The sequence below is a fragment of the Streptomyces sp. V1I1 genome, from assembly GCF_030817355.1.
GTDB lineage: Bacteria > Actinomycetota > Actinomycetes > Streptomycetales > Streptomycetaceae > Streptomyces.
This window is the reverse complement of sequence record NZ_JAUSZH010000001.1, coordinates 6,630,214-6,657,187: the sequence shown is the minus strand read 5'-3', so window position 1 is coordinate 6,657,187 and position 26,974 is coordinate 6,630,214. Positions and strand designations below refer to the sequence as shown.

The following is a 26,974-nucleotide window of genomic DNA, read 5'->3' as shown; positions in this document are numbered from 1 at the left end:
CCGCCCCGGCACCCGGCATCGATGAGAGATGCGAGCGAATTAATCATTCCGGAGCCCGACACACTCCATCTCCCCGACGTTCAGTCAGTCAACACCGCTTTTCGGTCATCCAGCTCTCCGCATGGTCGACCGCGTCCTTGATCGAGAACAACCTTGCGGACCTTCCTCCCAGTTGTCCCTTCTGTTCCATGCCCCAACTGAAGGCGGCGCCGATCGCGTCGAAATCGCTGTCGTCCAGGTCGACGTCCTCGTACTCCGTCCATTTCTTACCCCCGCCAGGTCGCTGCACCACACAACGGTAGGTGCGCAGAGGCGATCCGGTGCGATATTCGGCGAGATGGAATGCGGTGCAGACGGCGAAATCCACATTGATCATCAACACCTGTGCCCGCGCCCGGTAGAGAGCGCCGAGCGGTGAGTCCTCGCCAAGATGGGAAGTCAGCGGATGCGGGGAGAGGAGTTCCGCTGCCCGCCGCCCCAGCGCCGTGAAAGAGGTCTGCGGATGGTTACTGCGCACGGCCCCCTCGGCGGTGCGCACGGACTCGGCCAACCGGCCCATCCCCTGACTCGGGCTGGCCGCGGCGTCGAAGGCCGGCATTTCCGCCCGGAAGGCCGCCGCCTGCTCGGGTGTCATCCCGCGCACCCGGGCCAGGTACGAGTGGGACGTGTCGGAGTTCTCCATGGTGAACGCGGGCAACACCAGTGTGCCGTCCGCGCCCAGCACGTCCAGCAGCGCGTCGCGGACGGTGTCGGCGCGCAGCCCGGTGGCGCGCAGGGAGGCATGGACGAGCAGCGTCATGCCGTCCTGTACGCCCAGCCCGCGCAGCGTTTGGGCCAGCCCGCGGCCGCGCCCGCCCTCAGCCACGGCCGGCCTCTTTCCAGAGCTCGTCCAGCAGGCGCCGCCCGCCGGCGGTCAGCTCCGCCGCGCGCTCCAGGGTTTCCAGGGCGCGCTCGGCGTGGTCGGCGCCGGCCGGTTCGAAGGCCGCGAGGCCCACTCGTTCGTACGCGCCGGCCAGCAGCTCGGACGCCGCAACGGGCTCGTCCTGCCAGGGCGCCGGATGGCGCCACCAGCCGTCCTGTGCATAGAGATCCGTGACCTCGACCAGCGCGTGCAGCTTCGCCCGCCTGAATCCGCGCAGCAGCGCGGGCGCCAGCTCTTCGGGGCTGTCGGGCAGCGCGATCGCCAGCGCACCGTAGCCGTGCCGGCCCAGTGACGGCTCTCCCGAGACCAGCGGCGTCAGGGTGGTGAGACAGTCCGCGGCCTCCGTGGCCTGTTCGGGTGCGGCCTGCCGCAGCAGCTCCCAGGCCACGGCCAGCCGCTCGCTCCAGTCGGCTACTTCGCCCGCGCCGAGCCGCTCCCGTACGGGGACGCCGAAGCAGTTGCGGTACGGGTCGAGGTCGTCGAGCCGCAGTGCGGGCGCCCCGTCGCCGCCGAGCGTGCGCACGGGCCGCCAGCCGTCGCTCTCCTCGTCGGTGCGTACGTGCACCGGCGCACGTCCGTCCACCCGCACCTGGAAGCCCTTCTCGGCCAGGCGCACCTCGGCCTCGCCCGGCTCTCCGGGACCGGTCAGCCGCAGTTCTCCGAGCGTGGGGAGCCAGAGCCTGCCGTCCCGGTACGGCATCCGGACGGGGAGGTCGAGCCCGCCCCGTACGACCGCCGCGGCGAGGTACGACGCCAGCCGGAGCGCGAGTGGGACCGCCTCCGGCCGCCCCGTCCGCAGCGCGGCCAGCGTGTCCTGCAGCCAGGTGTAGGTGTACGGATGGCCGAACACCGCGTCGAGCACATCGGCGTGCCCCTCCAGGGCGCCTGCCAGCTGCCAGACCTCGTCCCACTTCTCGCCGCCCCGCCCGTCGAGCTCCTGATGGAGCTCGGCGAGCAGTGTGCGGGTCAGGTCCTGGTGCTCGGCCATCAGCACGCCCGGGTCCGTGACCGCGGGGGACACCGTCGAGGGGGCCGTGCGCTGCTCGATGCCCCGGATCAGCGCCTCGAGGTCGGTGCAGTAGACGGAGGTGTTGTCGAAGCCGTTGCCGGAGCTGTAGCGGTGGGTGTAGAGCCCGCCGCCGCACGACCGTACGACCGGACACTGCCGGCACGTCTCGCTGACTCCCGCGAGGCCCAGCTGGCGCGCCCTGACGCCGGGGTGGGCGGCGACGTCGTCGAAGGGGTGCGTGAAGACGTCGAATCCGGTGGCTGCCGCGCCTTCGTAGGCGCTTTTGAGCGAGTCGACCTGCTCCAGGGTCCCGTCGGTCTCGACGACGACGAGGTCGGTGGGGGCGAGGCCGAGGGATTCGGTGAGGCTGGGGCCGCCGCCGAGCGTGGAGAGCACGGATTCGAAGAGCCGTACCGGCACGTTTCTGCCCTGCGCCTCCCAGCGGTCGAAGACGGCGAGGATCCAGTCGGCGTACGCGGTGGGTGAGCCGTCGGGGCGGGCCGGCGGGTCGTCCCAGGTGGCGTGCGGGAGCAGGAAGTCGATGAGGGGAGGGTCCAGCTCGGTGAGCGCGTCATACACGGCGATCGGGTCGTTGGCCACGTCGATCGTGCAGAGAAGGCCGAGATAGAGGTGGCGGTAGCGCTCCTGCCGGAGCAGTTCGACGGCCCTGAGGACCAGCGGATGGCTGGTGCGTCCGTCCGCGAAGCGGCGATGGCGGTCGTTCGCGCTTCGGTCGCCGTCGAGGGAGATCCCGACCCGGACGTTGTACTCGCTGAAGAGGTCCAGGTAGCGCGCGGAGAGCTGTAAGCCGTTCGTATGGATCCGAAGGTCGAGCTCGGCCACTCCGTCGAGGGCTGCGGTCAGCTCCTCGCAGATACGTCGCAGTCGTGCGGGTCCTGCCAGAAGAGGCTCCCCTCCGTGCAGGATCACTGACACGGAGGGCAGGGCATGACTCTTGGCATGCTCGGCCAGTCGCAGAGCTGTCCAGGAAATCGCATCGTCAGAGATTGCCTTTGGGCGGGTACGCCAGCTCTGATCAGCGTGTTCATAGATATAGCAATGGTCACATGCAAGATCACATCTGCTGTGAACCTTCAATACGATCTCGCGGAATGGGACCGGGGGTCCAGTCATTCCGCCAGTCTAGAGCGCCGAGTTGAACGTGGAAGCACGCAGAGTGCGATCGGCGGCGGCAGGAAGGACGCGGGCCAGCTTCCTGGCGGTATCGGTGCTACGCACATCGATCTGTGCCAGCGGAACGCGGTTCTTCTTCGCAGCCGCGAAGGACGCGGAGGTCTGAAACGTCATGGGGGCCGTCCTTGATGTTGTGTCCAGCACAGATACCACGCACCGTTGCGATGCCGGCGGCACGACTTTACTCTCATGGCCACTCGCAGCAACTCAGCACGTGGAGACGGAACAAAAGAGTTGCATCGCATTCTCGCAGGAGAGTACGGAACAAGCCATTCCGCCTAAAGAGTGAAGACAAAACTGCAGACAGGGGTGCGCATGACCGTGTTTCCCGGCCCACTGCAAAGCATGGTCTTCAGAAACACTGATCTGCCGGTTCTCTTCCACCACACGGACGCGATAGCCATCTCGCGCCAGCGCGAGGCCGTCGGCGCCACCCGCTACCAGCTGCTGCTACTGGTCGTCGGCGCGGCCCTGGCGGCGCTGCCGTCGTCACTGAAGCTCGGCGACACCTTCCAACTCCCCGGCGCACTCAGCGCGTTGGCGTATGCCTGGGTGCTGATCCTCAGCTACCGCTCATCGAGGCGCAGAGCAAAGTCGCATTGGCAACTCAACCGCTCCGCAGCGGAGTTCATCAAGTCGATGTGCTGGCGCTACGCGGTCCATGGAGCACCCTTCGACTCCAACTCCACTGATGCGGACGAGCTGTTCACCGTGCGGCTGGAGGAAGGGCTGCGGGAACTGACCAAGGTCGGCTGGCAGGACCCGCGCCCGAGCGTGCCGGAGGTGGCGGCCGGGGAGCTGATCACCACACCCATGCGGCTGCTGCGCGCCAAGGCCTTCAGCGTCCGCAAGGAGACGTATGTCAGGGACCGGCTGATCGAGCAGCGCAACTGGTACCACCGCCGCAAGGAGATATCCCGCCGCGCGACCGTCCTGTGGTCCGCCTCGATCGGGCTGCTCACCCTGCTCGCGCTGCTCTTCGCGCTGCTGCGTACCTTCTCGCTCGCCGAATCCGTCGAGATGGCAGGGCTGTTGTCCTCGGCGGCGGCCGCGTGTCTGGCGTGGAGCGAGATACGCCGTCATCAACCTCTCATCGCGGCCCACTCGCTGGTGGAGGAGGACCTCGCGGCGATGCATACGGCGATGGAGACCACCGTGAGCGATGTGGAGTGGCCGTCAGCGGTGTACGAGACCGAGCGCATCGTGTCGCCTCAGCACACCGACTGGCTGGTAAGACACCGGAGTTGATGGCCGATCAGATCCAGTGGCGCTCAAGGCCGTCGCGCCAGATGACCGTCACGGGCTTTCCGAGATCGCGTGCGTAGCGGACGATGTCGGCCGTGCCGCCGTAGCCACGGGCGGGACGGCCGTCCCAGACCGCCAGAAGGCGGTCGCAGTTGTCGGCGATGTAGGCGCCTGCCGCGTAGTAGGCCTCGTCGGTGGAGTACGGGAAGGCGAGCTTGATCTCCCGGGTGGCCCGGCCCTTGAGGCGCTGGTAGCGGGCCAGCTCGTCGGGGGCCGTGAAGCCGTCCTCGTAGTTCCCGCTGGGGATGACCACGGTCAGCTCCGCGCCGCAGGCCAGGGCGATGTCTGCGAAGAGCTGATCGGCTCCGGCCGCGAGGCTGGACAGGGCCTCCATCGAGCCGTCGTGGCCGCAGAGCACGGCGTGCATTCCGGCGCGGATATGGGCGTAGGCCTCGGGAGGGATTCCTCGGTGGCCGGTCACTCCAATGCGTTTCACTGACCGCAACTCCCCGTCCCTCCATGCCCGACCGCTCTGACATCCTCTCAAAAGGGGACGCGACGTCGAGCCCCCGTCCTGTCATACGGACGAGGGCTCGACTGCTGCCGACCGTGAAGGTGGTGCGTCAGTAGACGCTGACTCCATAGGCGCTGAGCGCCTCGGTGACCGGCTGGAAGAACGTCGTGCCGCCGGAGGAGCAGTTGCCGCTGCCGCCGGAGGTCAGGCCGATGGCCCTGCTGCCGGAGTAGAGCGGGCCGCCGCTGTCGCCGGGCTCGGCGCAGACGTTGGTGCGGATCATGCCGTAGACGACGTCGCCGCCACCGTAGTTGACCGTGGCGTTGAGACCGGTGACGGAGCCGCTGTGGGTGCCCGTGGTGGAGCCGCGGCGGGTGACGGACATGCCGACCGTGGCGTTGGTTGCGCTGGTGATGTCCTGGCTGCCGACGGTGCCCGGGTGGGACAGCGAGGTGTTGGAGTACCTCACGATGCCGTAGTCGTTGCCTGGGAAGCTGGATCCGGCCGTGGGACCGATGCTCGTGGTGCGCGAGGAGTTGGTGTACCAGGGCGGGTTGCCGTCGGTGCAGTGGCCGGCGGTCAGGAGGTAGTAGGTGCTGCCGCTGCGGACGTTGAATCCGAGGGAGCAGCGCCAACTGGTGGCGTAGATGGCGTCGCCGCCGGAGATGAGCTTGGAGAACGTGCCGGGGGTGCGCTCGACGCGCAGCGCACCGGCGTTGGACCCGGCCTCTTGCTTGATCTTGGCTATTTCGGCCTGGGAGACGGTGCTGTCGGCCGTGACGACCAGGGTGCCCGCGGCCTTGTCGATGTGCCAGGCGGTACCTGCCACATCCGCGTCGAGTACGGCGTCGCTCGCGGCGGTGAGCTGGTTGGCGCTGAAGGTCTGGGCCTGGTTGGCGTTGGCGGCGGGGACGGCCAGCGCGGCGGCGGCGATCAGGCCAGTGGTGACGGCGAGCAGACGCGTACGTCTCGCCGTGCCACTGCGTGGGGTGGTGCGCTTGATCCTCACTTGTCGTTCCTCCAGAGGGGAATCGGGGGCCCGTTGTGGGGTTCGGGGCCCGTGAGGCGCAGCCATGAAGCACGTTCGATGAAGCACGTTCGATTTTCGGACAAGCCGTGCTCCTGACAAGCGCTGTTCGGGAGTATTCGGGGCGTCAACTAGCCGCGCAAGGGCGCCTTTCGGCCGCTCCGCGCACCCACGGCACAGTGCCCCGGTGGCTCGGTGGCCGCCGGGGCCGTGCCGTACTTGTCCGGCCGGTAGGACGGCTCAGCCGCCCAGGAGGTTCCGTTCGCCCGCGGGGACGCCGGCCTCCAGGGTGTTACCAGGGGGCGGGAAGGGGCAGATGAAGTGGTCCGCGAAGGCGCACGGCGGCAGCAGCGAACGGTTGAAGTCGACGGTCACCGTGCCGTCCGCGGCCGGTGCGGAGGGCCGCAGAAACCGGAAGCGGTAACTACTGTTTCCGCTGGTGGCATCGGCGAAGACCGCCCACAGCGAGCCGTCCGGCTCGACGGCGACCTGGAGGGTGCGCGCCTGGCCGTCGATCTCGAAGACGATCTCGCCACCGAGGCCGAGGCCACGCTCGCGCCCGTCGGCGTTCTCGACCCGTACGCTGCGGTGTTCCTCGTACGGGCGAAAGCGCCCCGGCAGCGTCCAGCGGGCGTCGTACGCGGTCGCCTCGATGCCCTGGAAGGCCTTGCGCGCCGGCGAGTCCGGGTCGAAGTCCCGTACCGCCCACAGGCCTTCGCGGCGCGGCACGACAAAGCGCCGCTCGCCGTGCGCGACCCGGGCGTCGGGGATCGCGCCGTGGTCCGCCGTCAGCCGGACGTCGCCGGTCAGCGGCTGTCCGTCGACGGTCAGACCGTCCTCGGCGGCAGCGGACAGCACCACTTCGTCGCCGTCATCGCGCCACTGGCCCGGGACGGCCGGAATTCGACCTTCCGGGTAGTCCGAGAGCCAGTGCGTGCCGGTGAGGGACAACGGTCCGTACGGCGCCGAGACTGTCGCGGTGCGGTGCTCGTGCCAGCTCCTCCAGTCCTGCGCGGCTTCCGCGTCTGCGTCCGCGTGGGCGTCTGTGCTCATGGTGATCAACCTTTCCACACCGGCTCGGCGAGCCCGAGGTGCGATCGCAGCGTCGTGCCGGTGTACTCCGTGCGGAAGGCCCCGCGCTCCTGGAGGAGCGGCACGACCTGCTCGACGAAGTCGTCGAGGCCACCGGGGGTGAGATGGGGGACGAGGATGAAGCCGTCGGCCGCGTCCGTCGACACGAACTCGTCCATCGCGGCGGCCACGCTCCGCGCGGTGCCGATGAAGGACTGCCGGCTGGTCGTCTCGATGACGGTCTGCCGGATCGACAGCCCCTTGGCCTCCGACAGGGCACGCCACTTGGCGGCGACAGCGAAGGGGTCGCCGTGCCTCACCCGGCCCTGGACGAGCGCGGAGCCGGGATCCGGATCGATGTCGGGGAGCGGCCCGTCGGGGTCGTACGAGGAGAGGTCGCGGCCCCAGACCAGCTCCAGGGCGAGGATCGCGTTCTGCGGGGAGACCTGTCGGCGACGGATCTCCGCGGCCCGCTCCTGCGCCTCGGCGTCGCTGTCGCCGAGGACGAATGTGACACCGGGCATCACCTTGAGGTCGCCCGGGCGGCGGCCGTGGCGGGCGAGGCGCTGCTTGACGTCGGCGTAGAAGGCGCGGCCCTCCTCCAGCGTCCCGTGCCTCGTGAAGATCACATCCGCGGCGGACGCTGCGAACTCCCGGCCCTCGTCGGAGTCGCCCGCCTGGATGACGACGGGGTGGCCCTGTGGCGCTCGCCGGACCGTGAACTCGCCCTCTACTTCGAAGTGTTGGCCGCTGTGGGCGAAGGGGCGGGCTGTCCCGGTCGGCGTCCAGGAGTCCCAGAGTCTGCGGGCGACGGAGACGAACTCGGCGGCCCGCGTATAGCGGTCGGCCCGGTCGAGGAAGCCGCCGCGCCGGAAGTTCTCCCCGGTGAAGGCGTCGGAGGAGGTGACGACGTTCCAGGCGGCGCGGCCGCCGCTGAGATGGTCCAAGGAGGCAAGCCGGCGGGCCAGTTCGTACGGCTCGTTGAAAGTGGCGTTGACGGTGGCGGCGAGGCCGAGTCGGTCGGTGACGGCGGCGAGCGCGTTCAGCACTGTGATCGACTCGGGGCGGCCGACCACGTCCAGGTCGTGGATCTCGCCCTTGTGCTCACGCAGCCGCAACCCCTCGGCGAGGAAGAAGAAGTCGAACAGGCCGCGTTCGGCGGTGCGGGCGAGATGCTCGAAGGAGGAGAAGTCGATCTGGCTCTTCGAGTGGCGGTCGGCCCAGACGGTGGTGCTGTTGACGCCCGGGAAGTGGGCGGCGAGGTGTATCTGTTTGCGTACGGCGGTCATGTGGTTCCCCCGGCGTGGGCGTACTGGTTGGCGGGCCTGACGAGGCCCAGGTGCTCGCGGAGCGAGCCGCCCGGATAGAAGGTGCGGAACAGACTGCGGTGCTGGAGCAGCGCGACCGTGCCGTTGACGATCCGCTCCAGGTCCCGGTGGGGTGCGATGGGCGCCAGATGGAAGCCGTCCGCCGCCGCCTGACCGTGCCACCGGGTGATCAGCTCGGCAAGGTCGACCGGGCCGCCGCTGTAGTGCGGGCCGCCCCCGGCGAGCTGCGGGCCGCTGTCGAGGCCGGGCTCCGGCGCGGACTCGCTCTCGCCGAGGTCGACGACGAGCGAGACCAGCACCCGGAGCGTGTCCGGGTCACGGCCGTGTGCCTCGGCACGCCGGCGTATGTCGTCGCGGAGGGCGGCGGCCTGGTCGGGTGCGCCCGCCCGTACGAGAACGACATCGGCGTGCCGGGCGGCGGCTTCCCTGCCCGGCTCCCCCGTGCCGTCCACGACGGTGACTGGGTGGCCCTGCGGCGGCCTGGGAACGATCGACGGGCCGCACACACTGAACGTGCCGCCCTCGAAGTCGACGTGGTGCAGCTTGGCGCGGTCGATGAACCGCCCTGTCGATATGTCGCGTATCTCGGCGTCGTCCTCCCAGCTGTCCCACAGCCGGGCGGCGACGTCGGCGACATCGGCGGCCTCCCGCCACACCGCGTCGGCGGGCGCTGCCGGGCGGCGGCCGAAGAGCCGGGCCTCGGCCTCGGTGGTCGACACGTCGACCTGCCAGCCGGCCCGGCCGCGGCTCACCCAGTCGAGGGTGGCCACGGCCGTGGACACATGGAAGGGCTCGGTGTGGGTGGTGGTCACGGTCGGCACCAGGCCGATCCGTTCGGTGACGGGCGCGACCCTCGACAGCACGGCGAGGGCGTCGAGCCCGGGCCGGGCGAAGGAGTCGCCCAGGGTCACGAAGTCGAGTGCGCCCCGCTCGGCGAGCCGGGCGAGGCCGACGTAGTACGCGGCGTCGTACTGCGCCGGGCCGTCGAGGGCGACGGCCAGATGAAGAGGCCGGGTGGCGGACATGGCAGAAGTGCCTTTCTGGCGCTGGTCAGTTCTTGGGCTTGGGCAGGCCGGGCGGATTGATCTCCGCCTTCGGGACCGCCTCGCTCGAGAGCCCCCAGCGCTTGAGCACCTTGGCGTACGAGCCGTCCTTGACGAAGGGGATCCCGAACTGCCGCTCCTTGTAGAGATAGGCGAGGTTGAACCAGAACAGCAGCTGCACGATGAGCGGGATGGAGCGGAACGCCCAGATGTAGGCGACGGCCACCGAAACGAGGAAGCGGCTGGCCGACAGGCGCATGAAGGCGAGCAGGATGCCGAGGGCGAAGCCGAGCACCGTGCCGTAGAAGGTGAGCTGGAGGCTGACCCAGACCGCCTTGAGGATCGTCTCCGCTGCGAAGAAGCGGGCGAAGACGTCCCACTCCCAGGCGGGGTTGGTGGCCAGTCCGTGCAGGAACTGCGCGACGAGTACGGCGGTGGCGGCGACGGCGACCCAGCGCCAGGGGTGGCGTACGGGCACGACCTTCAGCGCGCCGTAGTCCTCGGTGGCGACGACGGCCGCCTTGGGTGGATCGCTGGTGAGCGACATGGGGTTCCTTCGAGTTCCGTGAGGTCCGCGATGTTCCGTGAGGTCCGTGATGTTCGGTGATGGGCGTACGAGAACGGAGTCCGCGATCACGCGATGAGGCGGCTGTGACACGAGAGGTCACGCAGTAGGGCGAGCGCGGTACGCGCGGTGGCGTCGTTCTGCGCGAAGGCCGGGCCTCCCGTGCGCGGCCGGGTGAAGGCTCCGCTCGCCCGGGCGGCGGTGTGCGGACCGAGGGCGAAGCGGCGCGGATGCGGCCGGCCCGAGCGGTCGAGCACCCGGCCGTCCTCGGGGTCCACCGAGAGCAGTCCGGTGGGGGTCGCGGCGGCCCCGTCCGCGTACAGCGCGCGCAGCAGAGGGCTGCGGGTGCGCTCGAGCGAGGGCGCCGGCAGCCGGGCCTCGACCAGAGCCCGCGCCTCGATCCACTCCCCCGGCACGCTGGCGCTGCCCGCCCGGAAGATGCCGCGCTTCTCGTCGGCCTCGACGGTGATGCCCGCGCCGAGGAAGCGGACGATTCCGGCGCTGGAGAGGGCGAGGAGCTGGCGCAGCCGGGGGCCGGGCGGGCCGGATGCGAGATAGTTGAAGAACCCGTGCCACCAGCCGCCTATGTCGCCGAGCCGGATCAGCTGCCCGTAGACCGAGAGCAGTCCGAGGAAGACGGCGAGGTCCTCGCTGTGCGCGGGATCGTGGCGGCGGTCGAGGTCGGCGGTGATGTAGCCGCGCAACCCGTCCTGGAGCGCGTCGTACGAGCCGAAGCGCACGCCGTCGAGCGGGTGGTCGAGCGCTTCGAGGTCGAGGCGGTCGGCCGGGTCGGGAACGGAGGCGGCGACCAGCGTGTGCAGCTCCGGGCTGCCGGCCTGGGCGGCTGCGTACTTCTCCTCGAAGTCGGGCCAGTTGACCGCGGTGGACTCAGGGTGGGCGGTGAAGAGCCGGTGGTAGTGGGCGTAGCCGAGCTCTTTGTCGACGAGGGGCCATACGTCGCGGCGGAAGTCGACGGGTCCGCCGAGCAGCGCGTCGACCTGGGCGGGGCCGAAGAAGCGTGGCAGCGGGGGCCGTTCGCTCTGCGGTCCGTAACCGATCTTGGAGTGGTACGGGACACCGCGCCGCGATCCGACGTACAGGACGGGCTCCCGGCCCGATGGCACATATTCGCCGTTCTCGTACCGTCCGCCGCGACCCTCGGTGAGCAGCACCATCAGATCGATGAAGGCCAGTCCGAAGCCGCGGACGATGACGGGCTCAGCGGCGGGGAGCCCGTCGAGGTCGCTGTCGGCGGTGAAGTCCGGCGGCAGATGGAGCAGTGTGTGACGCCGTGCGAAGTCGGCCAACTCGTGCTGCTCGTCGTCGAGTTCGGCGTCGAGGTGGCCGAGGGTGAGCACCACCAGATCGGCGGTCAGCGGCTCCGTACGCCCTTCGAGCCAGACGCGCTGGCGGCCTGCGCGCGGACCGCCGACGCGCACGGCGGTCGCCCGGTGCTCGTGCACCGTGACGGTCGGCGGCAGGGCAGCCACCGCCTCCTCGTACACCCAGCGCAGATACGCCCCCTGCTGCTGCCTGCTGGGAAAGGTCTGGCCGTCGAGACCGGCCCACTCGGCGAGCGTGGGGCCAGGCCGCACCGGACCCCGCTGCTCGACCGTGTCGTCGGTGAACATGGTGACGTCCTCGGCCATGGAGTTCATCCAGAGCAGCGGGGACTGCTCGTGGCGCCAGATCCGGCCGCCGCCGGGCGGATGCGGATCCACCAGATGGATGTCCAGGGGCAGATCGGCGTACTGCTCGGGGGCGTTGGCGGCCAGTCGCTCCAGGAATCCGGTCCCCCGCGGACCGGCTCCGATCACGACGATGGACGGTCTCATCGCGCACCCGCCGTGCCGCGCGCGTAGTACCGCTCGACATAGTGCTGGCCGACGCTGAGCAGAGAGGTCACCACGACGTACCAGATGGTGGCGACGAGCAGCAGCGGCACGACCTGATAGGTGCGGTGGTAGACGAGCTGCACCGAGTAGAGCAGGTCCTGTACGGCGATCACGCTGACGATCGAGCTGCCCTTCAGGGTGCCGATGAGCATGTTCCCGGCGGGCGGCACGATGGAGCGCATGGCCTGCGGCAGCACGATCCGGCGCAGTCTGCGCAGGCGCCCGAGGCCGAGCGACTCGGCGGCCTCGATCTGTCCGCGCTCGACGGAGAGGATGCCGCCGCGCACCACTTCGGCGGCGTACGCGGCCTCGTGGAGCGTGAGCCCGATGATCGCGATGGTGACCGGGCTCAGCAGATTGACCGTCTTGACGCCGAGGATCTGCGGGTAGAGGGCGCCGATGTTGAACCAGAACAGTAGCTGGACCAGGATCGGCGTCGAGCGCAGCAGCCAGGTGTATCCCCAACTGACGTTTCGCAGCACCGGGTTGGCGGACAGCCGCATCACGGCGAGCAGCGTGCCGAGCACGAAGCCCAGCACCATGACGACGGCGGTCAGCCAGAGGGCGAGGCCGAGGCCGCGCAGTACGGAGGCCGAGGTGAAGTAGTCGCCGACGACGTCCCACTGGAAGGCGTCGTTGCGTACGACGGAGCTGACGGCGCCCGCGAGCAGCAGCAGTACGACAACTGCCGCCGCCCACTGGCCTGTTCGGCGTACGGGCACGATGCGCGGCTGCACGGCGTCGGTCTTGGCCGGCCCGGCCGCGGATGATTCGGGGATGGTGTCTGTGGACACAGCCATGCGAAGGCTCCGTGGATGCAGAGATCGAACACGGGAATGCCTTCACTGGAAACACAACGTGGACCGAGCCCCTCAGCACGATCCGCTCCCGAGGCTAAAGGGTCGAGGCGGCCCACTGTCAAGCCTGTCCAGACTGTGAGCCGTATGTCTCACGGCAGTTGACGCGGAAACGGATGCCTGTTCCACTTAAGCCATGCATCCGCAGCAGTGGCTGGTCACGCGCTCCCACATCGACTTCGGTCGAGTGTGGTCCTCTTCCTGTTGAGCTGACCCCCGCTGCTTCTCGGCGTTCGCGCGCTTTCGCGCCGTTTTCTGCTTTTCGCGCCTTCACAAGCACAGCACGCGCATCTCCCCCCTCGCCGTACCCCGCTTCCTCCTGCCTGCTCGAAGAAGGGCACGCATGACGTTCACCCCGAGTCGTGGCTCCGCGCTGTCCGTAATCCGGACCACGGTCGACGACCCCCTGGCCCGCCCGCTCCTGGAGGAGCTGGCGCACGAATACATCAGCCGGTACGGCTCCGCCTTCGATCTGGAGCACTACCCGTCCGAGGAGTTCACCCCGCCCGGCGGCGCGTTCCTGCTGCTCCTGGAGCAGGGCCGGCCGGTGGCCGGCGGCGCGTACCGCCGCTACGACGCAAGCACGGCCGAGCTCAAAAGGATCTGGACGCACTCCGCGCACCGCCGCCGTGGCCTTGCCCGGCGCGTGCTGCGCGTGCTGGAGCGAGAGGCCGCCGACCGCGGCTACTCCCGGATCCATCTGACCACCGGACCGCGCCAGCCCGAGGCCAAGGGCCTCTACCTGGCCGCCGGATACCGCCCTCTCTTCGATCTGTCCGCAGATCCGGAGTCGATCGGCCCGCTGCCGTTCGAGAAGCACCAGGAGACCCCAGCATCATGAGCAGGACACGCCACGCCGTCGCCTTCGCGCTGATCACAGCCGCCGCGCTGACACTGACCGCCTGCGGCTCCGGCGACCCGGCGACCGCCGGCGTCGGCGCCAAGCCGGGTGTGAAGCCCGGCAAGCTCCCCACCACCGATGTGGTGTCCTCGGTCGCGAAGGACGAGGCGATCGCGAAGCTGCTGCCCGCGGACGTACGCGGCAGGGGCACCCTCACCATCGCCAGTGCCGTCGGGGGCAGTCCGCCCGGCGCGACCTTCCTGGAGGACGGCAAGACGGCCGTCGGCCAGGACATCGACTTCGCCGAGGCCGCCGCCAGGGTGCTGGGGCTCAGGCTCAAGCGCGAGGTGGCGAGCTTCGAGGCGATCCTGCCGGCGCTGGGCAGCGGCAAGTACGACCTGGGCACCGGCAACTTCGGTGTGACCGACGAGCGCCGCAAGACCATCGACTTCGTCACCTACATCAACGACGGCCAGGGCTTCGCCGCGCTCAAGAGCAGCAAGCTGACGAAGATCTCGGCCTTCACCGATCTGTGCGGACTCAATGTCGCGATGGGGGCCGGCACCACCTTCGAGGCGTCCCTGGAGAAGAACAAGGGCGTCTGCGCCAAGGCGGGCAAGAAGCCGTACAAGGTCCAGACGTACGCCGAGCCGGGCGCGGTCTGGATCTCCCTCCAGCAGGGCCGCAGCGATGTGGTGATGAGCACCATCAACGGTCTGCGCTACGCCGTGACCCAGCTGGAGGGCACGAAGTTCCTGAATGAGTTCAAGCGGCTCGACGTCGGCATCGCCTTCAAGAAGGGCACCCCGCTGGCGCCCGCCTTCCAGGCGGCGGTGAACAAGCTCAAGACGGACGGGACGTACGACCGGATCCTGAAGAAGTGGGGCACGACCGAGTCGGCGATCGCGAAGTCGCAGATCTCGCCGCCCGAGATCAAGTGATCCGACGCGCCAGGTCAGCAGTCACAGCTGCAGCAGTCACAGCAGTCGCAGTCGCACTTGTGGCAGCAGCCCTCGCGCTTCTTGCGGGACCAGGGACCTTCGTACTCTTCGGCGCAGCACAGCTTGCAGGTGCAGCACAGCCCGACGAAGGCGGCGCAGCCGGCCCAGAAGCCGCGCCTGCCCGGCTTCTGGGGTTCCTGGTGGAAGCCGGGCGGCATACCGCCGGGCCCACCAGGACCGCTGGGGCCGCCCCCGCCGTAGGGGTTGTCGGAGCCGTACGGTCCCTGATCGTAAGGACCCTGGCCGTACGGTCCCTGGCCGTACGGACCGCCCTGTCCCTGGTGCGGGCCCTGCGGCGGGCCTCCGTACCCCTGGTGCGCGCAGGTCGTCGTCCCGAACGCCCGGTTCACCGAATTCTGCAGCTCGTGCGCCAGCAGCACGTGCACCAGCTTGTCGTCGGCGAAGCGGGCGTCGCGCAGCGCGAGCCGCACCCCGTGCACCGCGTCGTCGGCGAGCCGTCGCGCCTCGGCCGGCGAGGTGCCGGTGGCGGCGAGAGGGTTCCAGGCACCCGACGCTGCGTCAGCTTCCCTGTCCTCGACGGCATCCAGCAGATGCGCGAGCCGTCCGAAGAGCTTCCCGGCCTCGGCCAGCGGCGCGATGTTCTCCGGCCGTCCGGCCAGTACGGCGGTATGGGCGAAGGCGGCCGCGGTCGCCGTCTCGGTCGGCTCGGTGACGGTCAGCAGCGGGGTGCCCGGCCCGGCCAGCGCCTCGATCCCGCTCTGCCTCTCGATGGCGTCGAGCAGCACCGCGGTGTCGAAGCCGAGCTCCGCGCCGGTGCGCGCCCCGGCCCGGTCCCAGCCCGCGGCGACCCGGAGGGCGGGGGCCGCCACCGGCCTGCGGGCCAACACCCCGTCCCGGTCGGCGACGTGGTCCCGAATCTTCGCCGACGCCAGCACCAGGGAGACGGCTGCCGCCAGGCGCGCTCCTTCACCCCGGGCGACGGGTGCGGTGCGCATGGCGCGCAGCGGGCAGGGGCCCGCGGTGCGCCGGGAGGCGGGGGTGCGCTCGGTCTGAGCCTCCGTCAGAACCGAGACGATCAGGCCGTCGTAGTTGGTCACGACCCGGGCGAACTGGCCGTGGTCGGCGCGAAGTGCCAGACAGAGTCCGCACAGATGGGCCATCCACTCGGTCTTGAGCCCATCGGTGAGGCGATGAGTGCATGGCCTGACGATTCCGAACACGACGGTCCCCCGAGAGTCGTTCCACAGTGCGGCACGCATCGTATCGAGTGATCCGTTCACCCGGACGCGCCCACCGTCACCCGCGTGACACGACTTTCATATTTTGGGCCCGCAACCCCCCGTACACAGGAAGAATATTGACGAATCGCCACATCTTGTGCACCAGTACCGTCACGAATACCCTGCGCGGCGACTATCTACTTGGCGCGCGATCCGCATCATGGACGACCATAGGGATGCGGAACGAGAAAAGACCGCAATGAGCGGACTGGAGCGGAAGGAGGCGTCCATGGGATCTGTGCGCAAGGCAAGCGCCTGGCTGGGACTCGTCGAGGACAGTGACGAGCGTTACTACGACGACGAGTACGCCGAGGGTGCTGAGACGGGTGACGCGTGGGTCACCGACCCGCGGGTGCGCGTGGCCTCCGAGTCCGCCCAGGAACAGGGCCGCCGGATCGCCACGGTCTCCCCGGACAGCTTCCGGGACGCCCGCGGCATCGGTGAGCTGTTCAGGGACGGCGTCCCGGTCATCGTGAACCTCACGTCCATGGAGCCCTCCGACGCCAAGCGCGTCGTGGACTTCGCCGCAGGGCTGACCTTCGGGCTGCGCGGCTCGATCGAGCGCGTCGCCACCCGGGTCTTCCTGCTGAGCCCCGCCGACACACAGGTCGTCAGCGGGGAAGCCGCGAGCCGTTCTTCGCAGGACGGCTTCTTCAACCAGAGCTGAGCAGGGCGCTCGCCGAACGCCGGCCCGTCCGGCGTCCGAGGACAACAGGCCGCCGGGTCACCGGAAGGCGTCCAGGCCGGTGAGCGCCTTGCCCAGCACCAGCTGGTGCATCTCGACGGTGCCCTCGTAGGTGAGCACCGACTCGAGGTTGGTCGCATGGCGCATCACGGGGTACTCCAGCGAAATCCCGTTCGCGCCGAGGATGGTGCGCGAGGTGCGGCAGATCTCGATCGCCTCCCGCACATTGTTGAGCTTCCCGAAGCTGACCTGCTCGGGGCGGAGCTTCCCCGCGTCCATGCGGCGGCCCAGATGGTGGGCGAGCAGGATCCCCTTGTGCAGTTCCACCGCCATGTCGGCGAGCTTGGCCTGGGTGAGCTGGAAACCGCCGATCGGCCTGCCGAACTGCTCGCGCGTCTTCGCGTACTCCACGGCGGACTCGAAACTGGACCGCGCCGCCCCCATCGAGCCCCACACGATTCCGTAGCGGGCGTGCGTGAGGCAGCTCAGCGGGCCCTTGAGACCGGTGACGCCCGGCAGTACGGCGTCGGCGGGCAGCCGTACCTCCTCCAGGACCAGCTCGCTGGTGACGCTGGCGCGCAGCGACCACTTGTGCTTGATCTCAGGGGCGGAGAAACCGGGGACGTCGGTCGGTACTGCGAAGCCGCGGATGCCCTCGTCGGTCTGCGCCCACACCACGGCGACCCCGGCCACCGAGCCATTGGTGATCCACATCTTGCGGCCGGTGAGCACCCAGTCCGAGCCGTCCCGCTTGGCGAAGGTCCGCATGCCCGCCGGGTCGGAGCCGTGGTCGGGCTCGGTGAGGCCGAAGCAGCCGATGATCTCGCCGGCCGCCATGCCGGGCAGCCACCGCTGCTTCTGCTCCTCGGAGCCGAAGCGGTGGATCGCGTACATGGCGAGTGAGCCCTGGACAGAGACGAGCGAGCGGATACCGGAGTCGGCGGCTTCGAGCTCAAGGCAGGCGAGGCCGTACTGGACCGCCGTGGCGCCCGCGCAGCCGTATCCCTTCAGGGACATGCCGAGCGCGCCGATCGAGCCGAGTTCGCGGGCCAGTTCGCGGATGCCGGGGAGCTCGCCGCGCTCGTACCAGTCGGCGATGTGCGGCAGGACGCGGTCGGCGGCCCAGCTGCGGACGGTGTCGCGGATCGCGAGGTCCTCGGGGTCGAGCAGATCGTCGATGCCGAGGGGGTCGCTGGGGTCGAAGGGCGGCAGCTTCGAGGGTGCGGACATGGGCGTGGCCTCCGGCGGCGCTCACACAGCGGAACACAGAAAACTAGCAGTGTTAGTTACTACTCCGGCTGACGTTACGGCTCAGTGTGCCGCGCGTCCAGACCCGGCCGCCTCGGCAGCTTTGCGGCTCGCCGGGAGCGAGACTTCCGGGCGCCTCGGCTTCGGGCACTTCTCGGCGGTGACAGTCGCGCAGTCCATGACCTTGGGCAGCCGCAGCGCGGCGAGCGCGCCGAGCAGCAGCAGGCCCGCGCTGACCAGGAGCGTTATATGGAGGCCGTTGACGAAGGAGTGGCGCGCCGTGCTGCGCACCATCGCGCCCGCCGGGCCGCCGAGCCGGTCCGCCACCTGATAGGCCTCGCCCAGCGAATGGGAGGCGGCCGAGCCCGCCGAGCCCGGGACGCCGGTGAGCGAGGCGAGCGCGGGCGCGTACGCCGCGTTCATGACGCTGCCGAGCAGCGCGATGCCCATCCCCGCACCCAGTTGGTAGGAAGTCTCGCCGATCGCGGCAGCTCCGCCCGCCTGGTCCGGCGGTGCCTCGCTGAGCATCGACTCGTACGCGGCGAACAGCGTGGTCTGCAGTCCGAAGCCGAGCAGCACGAAGCCCGTGGTGAGCAGCCAGGGCCGGTCGTGCTGTCCCATCAGGGTCAGCAGGAGCACGGCCGCGGCGGTGAGCACGAAGCCCCAGCCGACCATCCGGCGCGGGCCGATGCGGTGCAGGGTGTGCGAGCCGGTGGCGCCGGCGGCCATCGCCGCGAAGGTCAGCGGCAGCAGCCGCAGGCCGGTCTCCAGCGGGCTCAGCCCGAGGACGAGCTGGAGGTACTGGACGGCGATCAGCTCCAGGCCGACCAGCGCCAGCATGGCGAGAATGATGCAGCCGACCGAGGTGGAGAAGGCGGCCCTGGCGAACATCCGCATATCGATCAGCGGATGCTCGCGGCGCTTCTGCCGCCGTACGAACAGGGCGAGCAGCACACCGCCCAGCAGCAGCGGCCCCGCCGTCCTGATGTCGAGAACAGTGTCGCCGGCGCCCAGCCGCTTGATGCCGAGGACCGCGCCGAGCACACCGGCCGCGGCCATCAGTGCGCCGAGTACGTCCCAGGGCCCGTCGGCGCCGCCCCTGGACTCGGGCAGCAGCCAGCGGCCGACGGGCAGGATCAGCGCCATCAGCGGGATGTTGATCAGGAAGACCGAGCCCCACCAGAAGTGTTCGACGAGAAAGCCGCCGAGGACCGGTCCGGTGGCGGCGCCGACCGCGGCGACCGCGGTCCATATGCCGATCGCCGTCGCCCGCTCCCGCCGGTCGGGGAAGACCGCGCGGAGAATCGAGAGCGTCGCGGGCATGATCATCGCGCCGCCGACGCCGAGCAGGGCGCGCGCCCCGATCAGCACCTCCGGGGTGGGGGCGAACGCGGCGGCCAGGGAGGCGACGCCGAAGATGCCGTAACCGATCAGCAGCACACGGCGGCGGCCGACCCGGTCGCCGAGCGTGCCGAAGAGGATCAGCAGCGCGGCACAGATGAGGGGGTACGCGTCCACGATCCACAGCAGCTCGACCCCGCTGGGGCGGAGGTCCTCCGTGACGGCGGGGACGGCGACGTGCAGCACGGTCGCGTCCAGCGCGACGAGCAGCAGGCTGATACAGAGGACGACGAGAACGACCCAGCGGTTCGCACCGCCGCCGGCGGCACGCAGCCGTGCTCCGGCCGTGATCGTCCCGGACATGTACGTACCTCCCAATGAGTCCCTCGCGCTCGGCGGGCCAGCCGGGGACGGTGCTGCTGTCCCACAGGGCGGTCCGGCATCGACGGGCGAGTGAGCCGCCAGCGTACGCGAGTTCCGGCGTGTGGCGCGTGGTCCATCTCTCACCTGGTCGGGCATGCGCGTGTGGCGTACGCCACGCCACGCCCCCAACCGGAGCCGATCCTGGACGTCCGCCAACGAGGGGGAAATTCCGTACGGGGAAGTGGTGAACTGTTATTTGCGCCCCGGATAGAACCCCATGGTGACGGGCTCGCGGGCAATAGAGCGCAAGGTCATCGGAATTTCCGAATTGGCCCGGAGTAAAACTCGATCTGAGACATAGTCCACATCACATCGTCATCACGAACCCGCGGGAACGACCTGGGCGGACACTCACTCGCTGTAACGTCGATTGGGTGCGTACCGACATCTTTGCCCGCCTGGACCGGGAGCCGGAACCGCCGAAGATAGAGATCCCGCGGATGAGCCGCACCCGTCTCGCCCTCTTCGGCGGGACGTCGGCCTTCTATCTCGCCATCGTCGTGGCCGTGTTGGCCTCGACATGGCTGGTGATCATCGACTGGAAGGTCATGCTCTTCCGGCCCTACCAGCAGTGGCCGGACCTGCACGCCTTCCTCGACTACTTCGTGGTTCTCGGCCAGCGCGGACCCACAGCCGTGATGGTCGCGGCCTGGCTGGGCTGGCGCTCCTGGCGTCAGCACACCCTGCGACCCCTGCTGGTGCTCGGCGCCTCGCTGCTGCTGCTCAACGCGACGGTGGGCGCCGTCAAGATCGGACTGGGCCGTCTCGGCCCCCACTACGCGACGCAGATCGGCTCCGCCGAGCTCTTCGCCGGCGGCGATATATTTCCCTCCGGGCACACCGCGAACGCGGTCGTGACCTGGGGAATCCTGGCGTATCTGGCCACCACTCCGCTGGCCAGACGCTATCTGTCGGCCCTGTCGGCGGTGGTCTCCCTCGGCGTCGGCCTGACCACCGTGTACCTCGGTACGCACTGGTTGAGCGATGTGCTACTCGGCTGGGCGGCCGGGCTGCTGATCCTGCTCGCACTGCCCTGGTGCGAGCCGCTGATCGGCCGCGCGGAGGCCTGGATCCTCTCGCTGCGCGAGCAGTTGCGTGCGCGCCGCCGGCTCGCTCCCTCGCTGCCGGTCGCGGCAGGTGGCCCAAGGCCCGGGATATTCCCGCAGCGTGAGCCTTCACAGGAGCAGGATCCGCCCCGCGAGCCGGTGGCCGCCGTCGGTGGCCGGCCGGCTTCGAACGGCAGGACCACGGCGCAGCTCACCCAGCCGAGGTCGCACACGGTGCGCTCCGAGCGGACGCCCATGACCCCGTCCGGCAGCCGCCGTCCGCCGACCTCGCGGCCGGTGACGGGCGGCTGAGTCAGTGTCAGTGGGTTCCGCGGGAAACCCGGCGGAACGTACGGCGAAGGCCCCGACCATGACGGTCGGGGCCTTCGCCGTACGCGTGCGGGGGCCTGTCAGCCCGGCCAGCAGCGGATGACGGTGCCGCCCTCCACCTCGAAGTTGAGCCGGCCTGCCAGGTACTCCATCGTGATGATGGCGCCCGGCGGCAGCGATCTGACGGTGCTCCAGCCACGCTCACGAGCCAGCCGCTCGGCGCTGTCTGCGGCGAGGCCGACATACGCGTCGGGGGCGTCGTCGGGCTGTGCGGGAGGGGTCGGTATGGGTGCCATGACACCCACCGTAGGCGGCCGCGGACGGTGACGGAAGCCGGGGCCGAAGGGATGCTTCAGCACTCCCACGTACCTCACCGGTCACGCTTCTGTCACAGGATCACGACACGCGTTTAGCCCATACACAGTCACTCGAACGTGCAGTTCAACGCCGCCCGCACGGTAATTCCACCGGCCTTACTGATCATACCGAATTCCCCCCTGCGGAATTGTCCGCGCCAGGTACCGGAGGGCGAATTGAAGGACGGTGAAGAATTCACCGGTTCATTACAGAATCCCCCCACGCGTCCGAACAGTCTTGGCGCGCAATGAGACGAAGTCCGAGCCGCGGACAGCGAGGGACAGTGATGGGTACGGAGACCGCCGGGGGGAGGCGATCAGTCCAGGGCACGGGAAAGCCGGTCCCGGACCGTCCTGATGTGCTCGGTCAGCTCCTGCGGCTCGATCACATCGAAGTCCACGCCCATGAGCATCACATGGATCACCAGCACATCCAGGCTCGCGGCCCCGGTGCGCAGCAGACACGTCTTCTCGTCGACCGCCTCGATGGCGCCGTCGGACGGACCGACGAACTCGGCGGCCAGTTCGGCCGAGGAGTGCAGCCGGATGACCGCCTGGGCGGCGTAGGCGTGTGTGGAGACGCCCTTGGAGACATACGCGGCCAGGTCCTCGGCCGGCGGGGTGCGAGCAGCGAAGCGCGGGCCGTGCGGCGGCTTCGGGGTGATCCGGTCGGCACGGAACGTACGCCAGTCGCCGCGGTCCAGATCCCAGGCGACGAGATACCAGCGCCGCTCGGTGCACACCAGACGGTGCGGCTCGACGGTGCGGCGGGTGGCGGAGCCGCCGTGGTCGCGGTACTCGAAGCGCAGCCGCTCGCTGTCCCGGCAGGCGTTGGCCAGTTCGGTCAGCACGCTCGCGTCGACGGTGGAGCTCTGCGGGCCCCGCAGCATCGGCACGGTGAAGGCGTTGAGCGCGCCGACCCGGCGGCGCAGCCGGTTCGGCAGCACCTGCTCCAGCTTCGCCAGGGCGCGTACGGAGGTCTCGCCGATGCCCTCGATGCCATGGCCCGCGGCGGTGCGCAGGCCCACCGCGACGGCCACCGCCTCCTCGTCGTCGAGCAGCAGCGGCGGCAGCTCGGCCCCGGCGCCGAGCTGATAGCCGCCGCCCGTACCGGGGCTTGCGTTGACCGGGTAGCCGAGCTCGCGCAGCCGGTCGACGTCGCGCCGGACCGTACGCGGCGTGACGCCGAGGCGGTCGGCCAGATCTGCGCCGGACCATTCGCGGTGGGCCTGGAGCAGCGAGAGCAGGCGCAGCAGTCTTGCCGAGGTCTCCAACATGGTGTCGAGTCTGCCAGCGATCGAGGACAGCCACTGTCCTCAAATGCCCTACGTCAGGGCGCTTCGGTGAGGCGTACGCAGAGTTCGTTGTCGCTCGTGTAGCAGGGGGCGGCCAGCCAGTTGCCGGACGGCAGCTTCGGGTACACGAAGATGTTCCTCCGGTCCCAGACGTCGTCGAGGATGCGGGCGATCCGTATCCAGGCGGCGTCCGCCGTGGGCCGCAGCCACATGTCCCACAACTCCTGCTTGCCGAGGTGCTGCTCCGCCAGCGGGCCGTACGGCAGGGTGAAGCCGAAGGCTCCGCCGTCGCCGCCCGTCACCGGCACCCGATGCGCCTTGTCGGAGCCGCGCAGCCGTGCCTCGGCGACGGCCCCTTCGCCCAGTTCGGCTCCGTAGAGCACCCCCTCCACCGTCATCGCGCCACGCTCCGGCGCGAGGCCGATCTCCCCGGCCTCGGCGTGCGGCGCCCGCACCCAGCAGCGCACCGCCAGCCGGCCGTCCTCCGTCGGGTAGGGCACGCGCGCGGCGATCCGGTCGGCGTCGGGCGTGCGGTCGACCAGCGTGCGCAGGTCCCGGATGCCGGGCTCGACGGCCTCGTCACCGACATACGCGTCCCAGCGGCCCTCGGCCAGCTCGACCGTGCTGGGCAGTACGGCGCGCGAGCTGCCCTCCCCCGTGGGGGTCAGCGGCAGCCGCGTCTCGTCCTGTGGGCCCGACCCACCACGCAGCTTCAGCACAAGCACGGCGTCCGGCGCACCGGCCCCCGCGATGTCGAAGGTGATGCCCCCCGCGGAGTCTGCGATGCAGTCGGCCCGCGGCACCCGCCGCTCGGTGGACGTGGTCATGAGGACTTCTTCCCTTTCCGGATCACGTCGGCGCCCAGATAGCGCAGGGCGTAGGCCCCGTCGTACAGCGCGCCCCGGGCGTGGTGCAAGGCGTCCCGCAGCGCACTGCGCGAGCGGCCTTCGCCGCGCGCGACCAGCTCGGTGAACAGAGCCTCATGGCGCTCGGCGATCCGCACCGGGTCGAAGCGGGCCGAGGCGGCGAGCGCCGCCTGCCCGGTTCGCCGACGCAGCTCGTCGTCCTCGATCAGCCCGAGCAGCGCGTCGGCGATCGCGTCCACGTCGCCCACCGGCACCAGACGGCCGTCGACGCCGTCCTCGATGATCTCCCCGGGTCCGTGCGGGCAGTCGGTGGAGACGACCGGCAGGCCGCAGCGCATCGCCTCGACGATGGTCATGCCGAACGACTCCAGGCTGGAGGTGACGGCGGCGATCGAGCCCTTGACCCACTCGGGTTCGAGCGGGTTGGCGGGGCCCATCAGGAAGACATGGTTGTGCAGCCCGCGCTCATCGATGAGGGCGCGCAGCACGTTCCTCTCGTTGCCGGTCGCGTCTCCGCTGCCGTAGATCCGCAGCCGCCAGTCGGGACGCGCGGCGACCACCTTGGAGAAGGCCTTGACCAGCAGGTCGTACCGCTTGACCCTGGTCAGCCGGCCGGCCGCGACGATCCATTTGCTGGAGACGTCGGCGGGCCGGAGGGTCGGCGCGGGCACGCTGTTGGGCACGCACTCGATCCGTACGCCGGGCAGTTTCAGCTTGGAACGGTAGGACCGGGCGTCCGCCTCGGTGACGGTGGTGATCGCGTCGAGGAGGGGGTAGCGGTGCCCGATCTCGCGGCGCAGCCGGTAGCCGTGGCTGTCCAGCGTGAGGTGTTCCTGGCCGACGCGGACCGGGCCGCGCCGGGTCTGGCGGGCGATGTGCACATTGAGCCCGGGGCGGGTGCCCACGACGACATCGGCCTCAACGGATCCCAGGTGGGCGGCGATCCGGGCGTCGGTGAGGCGGCTGTACTGCTTGTGGCGGCCGTCGCCGCGCGGGAAGACCTTGGCGGGGCGCTTGTAGTCCGGATGGTCGCCGTCGTAGCCGGGGCTGCTCTTGCGCAGATCGACGAGGTGCTTCATGGTGACGCCGGCCGGCGCGCCCATGGTGGGTTCGTCACGGTGGCGGAAGACGGAGACGATCTCGACGTCGTGCCGCTCGGCCAGGGTCTGGGCCAGGTTGAACGTCGTCCGGATCGTCCCGCCGATGCCGTACACGTTGTGGAGCAGAAAAGAGATGTGCATACGCCGCAGCGTCCCCCAGTCTTCATGTGTGCCGCAGTGGACTGTACCTGTCTGTTACGGCTGATAAGGGAGTTGGGGCACGGTGAAGCAGTTCTCGGTCATCTCACCGCCCTGCGTCACCCAGCCCTTGTCGTCCTGCCAGCGGGCGACGGACAGACAGGTGCGGCGGGTCTTCGGTGGCTCGGCCAGTTTCTCGTAGCCGACGGGCAACAGCAGGCCGCGGGCGGTGTACGGCTCGGGGCGGTTGACGAACCGCTCGACGCACGCACGCGTGAGATCCGCCGCGCAGGACCGGGCGGCGTCGGTGAACCACATGGCCGCCGCCCAGCCTTCCAGTTGCCACTGGGAGAGCTCGCGGCCCTTCATCGCCTCGCGGAATTCACGTACGGCCGGATGGGTGACGTCGTCGTGGTTGCGGCTCGATCCGGTCACCCACAGGGCGTTGCGGCAGCTCGGCGCGTTCTTGAAGTCCTTCGGTACGGACGAGGCCCAGTTCTGCACATTGGTGACCTTGGCGGTGACGCGTACGCCGACGGCGTCCATCGCCTCGCACAGCTGGGCGTTGCCGTGCGTGTCCATCGCGTCGAAGACCAAGTCGGCGCCCTGCTGCCGGAGGTCGGCGGCGACGGCACGGAAGTTCGGTAGGGCGAAGTTGACCTGTTCGCCCACGACGCGGTAGCCCTCGGCCTTCAGGCCCGCGGTGATCAGCCGGGCGTACGCGGCGGATGCGGCCTGGTTGTAGGAGACGACGGCGGCGGTGCGGGCGCCATGTTCGCGGGCGAAGTAGCGGTAGACCTCGGTACCGCCGTAGAGGGTGCCGTTCCAGCCGGGCTTGCCGCCGTTGCGGGGGGCGAGGCTGCCGTAGATCCCGTACAGATGCGGATACGTGTCGTACGCGGGGCCGATCGGCTGGCCGCCGATGTCGGGGACGCCGGCCTTGGCGACGAGGGGCGCGCCCGCGTAGTCCAGCGCGGTGGTGGCGACGAGGGCGAAGACTTTCCGCTCGTCGAGGAGCTTGTGCACGCATTCGTTGTTGCCGACGCCGCTGCCGCCGTCGTCACAGGTGACGACCTCGATACGGCGGCCGTCGATACCGCCCTTCGCGTTGAGCGCGTCGAAGTAGGCCTTCGCTCCGTCGCCGGGACCGCTGAAGGCGGCGCCGCCGACCGGGCTGGTGGCGCTGCTGATGATGCCGACGCGGATCGGCTCGGCGGCGTTGCTGTGGGTGGGGGACGGTGGGCTGTCGAAGTCGCTCTCGGGCAGCCGGCTGCCGCAGGCGGCGACCCCGGTCAGGAGCGCCGCGAGCAGCAGGGCTTCAGCAGCCCGGCGCGGCCGCATTGCCGCTGAGCTCGACCAGGGCGCAGAGCGTCTTCACAGAGACCTTCCAGGTCTGGTCCTGGTAGACCGAGGTGCCCTTGGTGCCGGGCAGGGCTGGGGCGCCACCGACCAGCAGGTCATAGGTGACGGTGGCTTCGGTGGCGGAGGTGAACTGCACGTCTGTGACCCTGGCCGAGGACTGCGCGGCGTTCTTGTCGCCGCTGAACGCGGCGAGCAGCGGCCGCAGCGCTTCGCCGTTCTCCAGCGCCTTGACCTTGGCGTCCGTGGCCGCCTTGGGGTCGAAGAACGTCGTCCAGTTCTTCTCGATCTCGGCCTTCGCGGCGGCGGGGTCGGCGGGGCCGTCCGCGGCCGGGGCGCTGGGCGACGGCGTCGCAGGGGCCGTCACCGACGGGGTGGGTGAGGACTTCGAGCCGCCGCCGCTGTCGTCCGAGCATCCTGCGGTGGCTGGTACGAAGGCCAGGATCGCGGCGGCCGCCCATGCCGCGGTTGTCTTGGGCCTGACATGGACCATCTGGCTCACCACCGGTTGTCGGCTTCCAGCGTCTGTCCGTTCAGGGCATAGTGCAAGGAATCGGCGTACATCACCAGTGCCATGACCAGACCGGTGCCAGAGCGGCGGGAGGGCCCCCGGATGCCGACTTGCCGACTGCTGTGGTGGGGCGGGCTCGCAGCCGCGACCGGTGGCGCGGTGCTGTGCGTGATCGGCTGGTACGGGGTGTCCGGCGAGCGCTTCGCCGAGCGGCAGATCCCTTATCTGGCCTCCTGCACGATGCCGGGTGCGGCGTTGCTCGTGGCGGGGGCGGTGCTGGTGGCGGCGGCTTGGCGGGCCGCGGGGGTACGGGGAGAGGCCGAGGCCGGGCCGGAAGAGTCCTCGCCCTTCAGGGACGTACCGGCCTGGGATGCGCCGTCCTCGGACGAACCGCCGCTGTGTGTGCCCGGCGGAACGCTGGCGCACCGCCCCGACTGCCCGTTGGTGGCGGGCAAACCGGAGGCCGAGCCGGTCGGCGACCGGGAGCTCGGCCCGTGCCCCGTCTGCGAGCCCCGGGTCTGAC

25 protein-coding genes and 1 pseudogene are annotated in these 26,974 nt (G+C 69.9%); 6 read left to right on the top strand and 20 right to left on the bottom strand.

What is annotated here, in order from left to right; all coding sequences use genetic code 11:
- Positions 1-88: 88 nt before the first annotated feature.
- Genes QFZ67_RS31180 through fxsA form a run of 3 tightly spaced genes read right to left on the bottom strand, consistent with a single transcriptional unit; the run spans position 89 to position 3,239 of the window.
- Positions 89-865, bottom strand: a complete 777-nt coding sequence (locus QFZ67_RS31180; protein WP_373430151.1) for an aminoglycoside N(3)-acetyltransferase — start codon at positions 863-865, stop codon at positions 89-91.
- Positions 858-3,065, bottom strand: coding sequence for a radical SAM/SPASM protein FxsB, inactivated metallohydrolase extension form (gene fxsB / locus QFZ67_RS31175; RefSeq protein ID WP_307664386.1), 2,208 nt, complete (start codon positions 3,063-3,065; stop codon positions 858-860). Before fxsB ends, QFZ67_RS31180 begins: the two co-directional genes overlap by 8 nt.
- 9 nt (positions 3,066-3,074) lie before the next feature.
- On the bottom strand, positions 3,075-3,239 hold the full coding sequence (gene fxsA, locus QFZ67_RS31170; protein WP_307664385.1) for an FxSxx-COOH cyclophane-containing RiPP peptide: 165 nt from the start codon (positions 3,237-3,239) through the stop codon (positions 3,075-3,077).
- Between the two features lie 231 nt (positions 3,240-3,470).
- On the opposite strand from fxsA, the gene QFZ67_RS31165 reads away from it, so the two are divergent.
- The gene (locus tag QFZ67_RS31165) at positions 3,471-4,373 is read left to right on the top strand and encodes a DUF4231 domain-containing protein (protein ID WP_307664384.1); all 903 of its coding nucleotides are present in this window, start codon (positions 3,471-3,473) and stop codon (positions 4,371-4,373) included.
- 7 nt (positions 4,374-4,380) lie between these two features.
- Here QFZ67_RS31165 and QFZ67_RS31160 read toward each other — a convergent pair whose 3' ends face one another.
- The 8 genes and pseudogenes from QFZ67_RS31160 to QFZ67_RS31125 all read right to left on the bottom strand — a co-directional run bounded on the left by QFZ67_RS31160 (position 4,381) and on the right by QFZ67_RS31125 (position 12,613).
- On the bottom strand, positions 4,381-4,866 hold the full coding sequence (locus tag QFZ67_RS31160) for a hypothetical protein (RefSeq protein ID WP_307664383.1): 486 nt from the start codon (positions 4,864-4,866) through the stop codon (positions 4,381-4,383).
- Positions 4,867-4,993: 127 nt separating this feature from the next.
- Positions 4,994-5,893 (bottom strand): S1 family peptidase, encoded by a 900-nt coding sequence (locus QFZ67_RS31155; RefSeq protein ID WP_307664382.1) that lies wholly within the window; start codon positions 5,891-5,893, stop codon positions 4,994-4,996.
- Positions 5,894-6,151: 258 nt separating this feature from the next.
- Complete coding sequence (locus tag QFZ67_RS31150) at positions 6,152-6,964, bottom strand: DUF1684 domain-containing protein (RefSeq protein ID WP_307664381.1); 813 nt, start codon at positions 6,962-6,964, stop codon at positions 6,152-6,154.
- Positions 6,965-6,969: 5 nt separating this feature from the next.
- Positions 6,970-8,271, bottom strand: coding sequence for an NtaA/DmoA family FMN-dependent monooxygenase (locus QFZ67_RS31145; protein WP_307664380.1), 1,302 nt, complete (start codon positions 8,269-8,271; stop codon positions 6,970-6,972).
- The gene (locus QFZ67_RS31140) at positions 8,268-9,335 is read right to left on the bottom strand and encodes an LLM class flavin-dependent oxidoreductase (RefSeq protein ID WP_307664379.1); all 1,068 of its coding nucleotides are present in this window, start codon (positions 9,333-9,335) and stop codon (positions 8,268-8,270) included. Before QFZ67_RS31140 ends, QFZ67_RS31145 begins: the two co-directional genes overlap by 4 nt.
- 133 nt (positions 9,336-9,468) lie before the next feature.
- Positions 9,469-9,900: pseudogene (locus tag QFZ67_RS31135) on the bottom strand (ABC transporter permease subunit); the annotation flags it as partial.
- Positions 9,901-9,986: 86 nt separating this feature from the next.
- Positions 9,987-11,753, bottom strand: coding sequence for an FAD/NAD(P)-binding domain-containing protein (locus QFZ67_RS31130; protein ID WP_307664378.1), 1,767 nt, complete (start codon positions 11,751-11,753; stop codon positions 9,987-9,989).
- A complete protein-coding gene (locus QFZ67_RS31125; RefSeq protein ID WP_307664377.1) occupies positions 11,750-12,613 on the bottom strand; it encodes an amino acid ABC transporter permease in 864 nt (287 codons plus the stop codon). Before QFZ67_RS31125 ends, QFZ67_RS31130 begins: the two co-directional genes overlap by 4 nt.
- Before the next feature lie 400 nt (positions 12,614-13,013).
- Between QFZ67_RS31125 and QFZ67_RS31120 the strand changes: the two genes are divergently transcribed.
- The gene (locus tag QFZ67_RS31120) at positions 13,014-13,511 is read left to right on the top strand and encodes a GNAT family N-acetyltransferase (protein ID WP_307664376.1); all 498 of its coding nucleotides are present in this window, start codon (positions 13,014-13,016) and stop codon (positions 13,509-13,511) included.
- Positions 13,508-14,452 carry an ABC transporter substrate-binding protein gene (locus QFZ67_RS31115; RefSeq protein ID WP_307664375.1) on the top strand — a complete coding sequence of 315 codons (945 nt, stop codon included), beginning with the start codon at positions 13,508-13,510 and terminating at the stop codon, positions 14,450-14,452. The genes QFZ67_RS31120 and QFZ67_RS31115 overlap by 4 nt, the downstream gene beginning before the upstream one ends.
- 14 nt (positions 14,453-14,466) lie before the next feature.
- Here the strand turns inward: QFZ67_RS31115 and QFZ67_RS31110 are convergent, their stop codons facing one another.
- On the bottom strand, positions 14,467-15,693 hold the full coding sequence (locus QFZ67_RS31110) for a DUF5685 family protein (RefSeq protein WP_307664374.1): 1,227 nt from the start codon (positions 15,691-15,693) through the stop codon (positions 14,467-14,469).
- A gap of 289 nt (positions 15,694-15,982) precedes the next feature.
- Here QFZ67_RS31110 and QFZ67_RS31105 point away from each other — a divergent pair, with 289 nt between their 5' ends.
- Positions 15,983-16,420, top strand: a complete 438-nt coding sequence (locus QFZ67_RS31105) for a cell division protein SepF (RefSeq protein WP_307664373.1) — start codon at positions 15,983-15,985, stop codon at positions 16,418-16,420.
- 57 nt (positions 16,421-16,477) lie between these two features.
- On the opposite strand, the gene QFZ67_RS31100 is transcribed toward QFZ67_RS31105, so the two are convergent.
- Together QFZ67_RS31100 and QFZ67_RS31095 are read right to left on the bottom strand one after the other, a co-directional pair.
- Positions 16,478-17,668, bottom strand: a complete 1,191-nt coding sequence (locus QFZ67_RS31100; protein WP_307664372.1) for an acyl-CoA dehydrogenase family protein — start codon at positions 17,666-17,668, stop codon at positions 16,478-16,480.
- A gap of 81 nt (positions 17,669-17,749) precedes the next feature.
- Positions 17,750-19,390: an MFS transporter gene (locus QFZ67_RS31095; RefSeq protein ID WP_307664371.1), complete on the bottom strand. Its 1,641-nt coding sequence runs from the start codon at positions 19,388-19,390 to the stop codon at positions 17,750-17,752.
- A 434-nt stretch (positions 19,391-19,824) separates the two neighbouring features.
- Here QFZ67_RS31095 and QFZ67_RS31090 point away from each other — a divergent pair, with 434 nt between their 5' ends.
- Complete coding sequence (locus QFZ67_RS31090) at positions 19,825-20,808, top strand: phosphatase PAP2 family protein (protein ID WP_307664370.1); 984 nt, start codon at positions 19,825-19,827, stop codon at positions 20,806-20,808.
- A 98-nt stretch (positions 20,809-20,906) separates the two neighbouring features.
- On the opposite strand, the gene QFZ67_RS31085 is transcribed toward QFZ67_RS31090, so the two are convergent.
- The 6 genes from QFZ67_RS31085 to QFZ67_RS31060 form a co-directional block, all read right to left on the bottom strand.
- Positions 20,907-21,122, bottom strand: coding sequence for an I78 family peptidase inhibitor (locus tag QFZ67_RS31085; protein WP_307664369.1), 216 nt, complete (start codon positions 21,120-21,122; stop codon positions 20,907-20,909).
- Between the two features lie 377 nt (positions 21,123-21,499).
- Complete coding sequence (locus tag QFZ67_RS31080; protein WP_307664368.1) at positions 21,500-22,459, bottom strand: YafY family protein; 960 nt, start codon at positions 22,457-22,459, stop codon at positions 21,500-21,502.
- Positions 22,460-22,512: 53 nt separating this feature from the next.
- Positions 22,513-23,304 carry a hypothetical protein gene (locus tag QFZ67_RS31075; RefSeq protein WP_307664367.1) on the bottom strand — a complete coding sequence of 264 codons (792 nt, stop codon included), beginning with the start codon at positions 23,302-23,304 and terminating at the stop codon, positions 22,513-22,515.
- Positions 23,301-24,584: a glycosyltransferase family 4 protein gene (locus tag QFZ67_RS31070; protein WP_307664366.1), complete on the bottom strand. Its 1,284-nt coding sequence runs from the start codon at positions 24,582-24,584 to the stop codon at positions 23,301-23,303. Before QFZ67_RS31070 ends, QFZ67_RS31075 begins: the two co-directional genes overlap by 4 nt.
- Positions 24,585-24,638: 54 nt before the next feature.
- Positions 24,639-25,922, bottom strand: a complete 1,284-nt coding sequence (locus QFZ67_RS31065; RefSeq protein WP_307664365.1) for an ABC transporter substrate-binding protein — start codon at positions 25,920-25,922, stop codon at positions 24,639-24,641.
- The gene (locus QFZ67_RS31060) at positions 25,900-26,433 is read right to left on the bottom strand and encodes a hypothetical protein (protein ID WP_307664364.1); all 534 of its coding nucleotides are present in this window, start codon (positions 26,431-26,433) and stop codon (positions 25,900-25,902) included. Before QFZ67_RS31060 ends, QFZ67_RS31065 begins: the two co-directional genes overlap by 23 nt.
- 120 nt (positions 26,434-26,553) lie before the next feature.
- Here QFZ67_RS31060 and QFZ67_RS31055 point away from each other — a divergent pair, with 120 nt between their 5' ends.
- On the top strand, positions 26,554-26,973 hold the full coding sequence (locus tag QFZ67_RS31055) for a hypothetical protein (RefSeq protein ID WP_307664363.1): 420 nt from the start codon (positions 26,554-26,556) through the stop codon (positions 26,971-26,973).
- The last annotated feature ends 1 nt before the right edge of the window (position 26,974 follow it).

Coding starts and splice junctions, on each gene's coding strand:
- fxsB (WP_307664386.1), bottom strand. CDS start 3,065: ATGACTGGACCCCCGGTCCCATTCCGCGAGATCGTATTGAAGGTTCAC.
- QFZ67_RS31145 (WP_307664380.1), bottom strand. CDS start 8,271: ATGACCGCCGTACGCAAACAGATACACCTCGCCGCCCACTTCCCGGGC.
- QFZ67_RS31095 (WP_307664371.1), bottom strand. CDS start 19,390: ATGTCCGGGACGATCACGGCCGGAGCACGGCTGCGTGCCGCCGGCGGC.
- QFZ67_RS31140 (WP_307664379.1), bottom strand. CDS start 9,335: ATGTCCGCCACCCGGCCTCTTCATCTGGCCGTCGCCCTCGACGGCCCG.
- QFZ67_RS31125 (WP_307664377.1), bottom strand. CDS start 12,613: ATGGCTGTGTCCACAGACACCATCCCCGAATCATCCGCGGCCGGGCCG.
- QFZ67_RS31100 (WP_307664372.1), bottom strand. CDS start 17,668: ATGTCCGCACCCTCGAAGCTGCCGCCCTTCGACCCCAGCGACCCCCTC.
- QFZ67_RS31105 (WP_307664373.1), top strand. CDS start 15,983: ATGGGATCTGTGCGCAAGGCAAGCGCCTGGCTGGGACTCGTCGAGGAC.
- QFZ67_RS31075 (WP_307664367.1), bottom strand. CDS start 23,304: ATGACCACGTCCACCGAGCGGCGGGTGCCGCGGGCCGACTGCATCGCA.
- QFZ67_RS31060 (WP_307664364.1), bottom strand. CDS start 26,433: ATGGTCCATGTCAGGCCCAAGACAACCGCGGCATGGGCGGCCGCCGCG.
- QFZ67_RS31150 (WP_307664381.1), bottom strand. CDS start 6,964: ATGAGCACAGACGCCCACGCGGACGCAGACGCGGAAGCCGCGCAGGAC.
- QFZ67_RS31070 (WP_307664366.1), bottom strand. CDS start 24,584: ATGCACATCTCTTTTCTGCTCCACAACGTGTACGGCATCGGCGGGACG.
- QFZ67_RS31120 (WP_307664376.1), top strand. CDS start 13,014: ATGACGTTCACCCCGAGTCGTGGCTCCGCGCTGTCCGTAATCCGGACC.
- QFZ67_RS31065 (WP_307664365.1), bottom strand. CDS start 25,922: ATGCGGCCGCGCCGGGCTGCTGAAGCCCTGCTGCTCGCGGCGCTCCTG.
- QFZ67_RS31130 (WP_307664378.1), bottom strand. CDS start 11,753: ATGAGACCGTCCATCGTCGTGATCGGAGCCGGTCCGCGGGGGACCGGA.
- QFZ67_RS31165 (WP_307664384.1), top strand. CDS start 3,471: ATGGTCTTCAGAAACACTGATCTGCCGGTTCTCTTCCACCACACGGAC.
- QFZ67_RS31080 (WP_307664368.1), bottom strand. CDS start 22,459: ATGTTGGAGACCTCGGCAAGACTGCTGCGCCTGCTCTCGCTGCTCCAG.
- QFZ67_RS31115 (WP_307664375.1), top strand. CDS start 13,508: ATGAGCAGGACACGCCACGCCGTCGCCTTCGCGCTGATCACAGCCGCC.
- QFZ67_RS31055 (WP_307664363.1), top strand. CDS start 26,554: ATGCCGACTTGCCGACTGCTGTGGTGGGGCGGGCTCGCAGCCGCGACC.
- fxsA (WP_307664385.1), bottom strand. CDS start 3,239: ATGACGTTTCAGACCTCCGCGTCCTTCGCGGCTGCGAAGAAGAACCGC.
- QFZ67_RS31085 (WP_307664369.1), bottom strand. CDS start 21,122: ATGGCACCCATACCGACCCCTCCCGCACAGCCCGACGACGCCCCCGAC.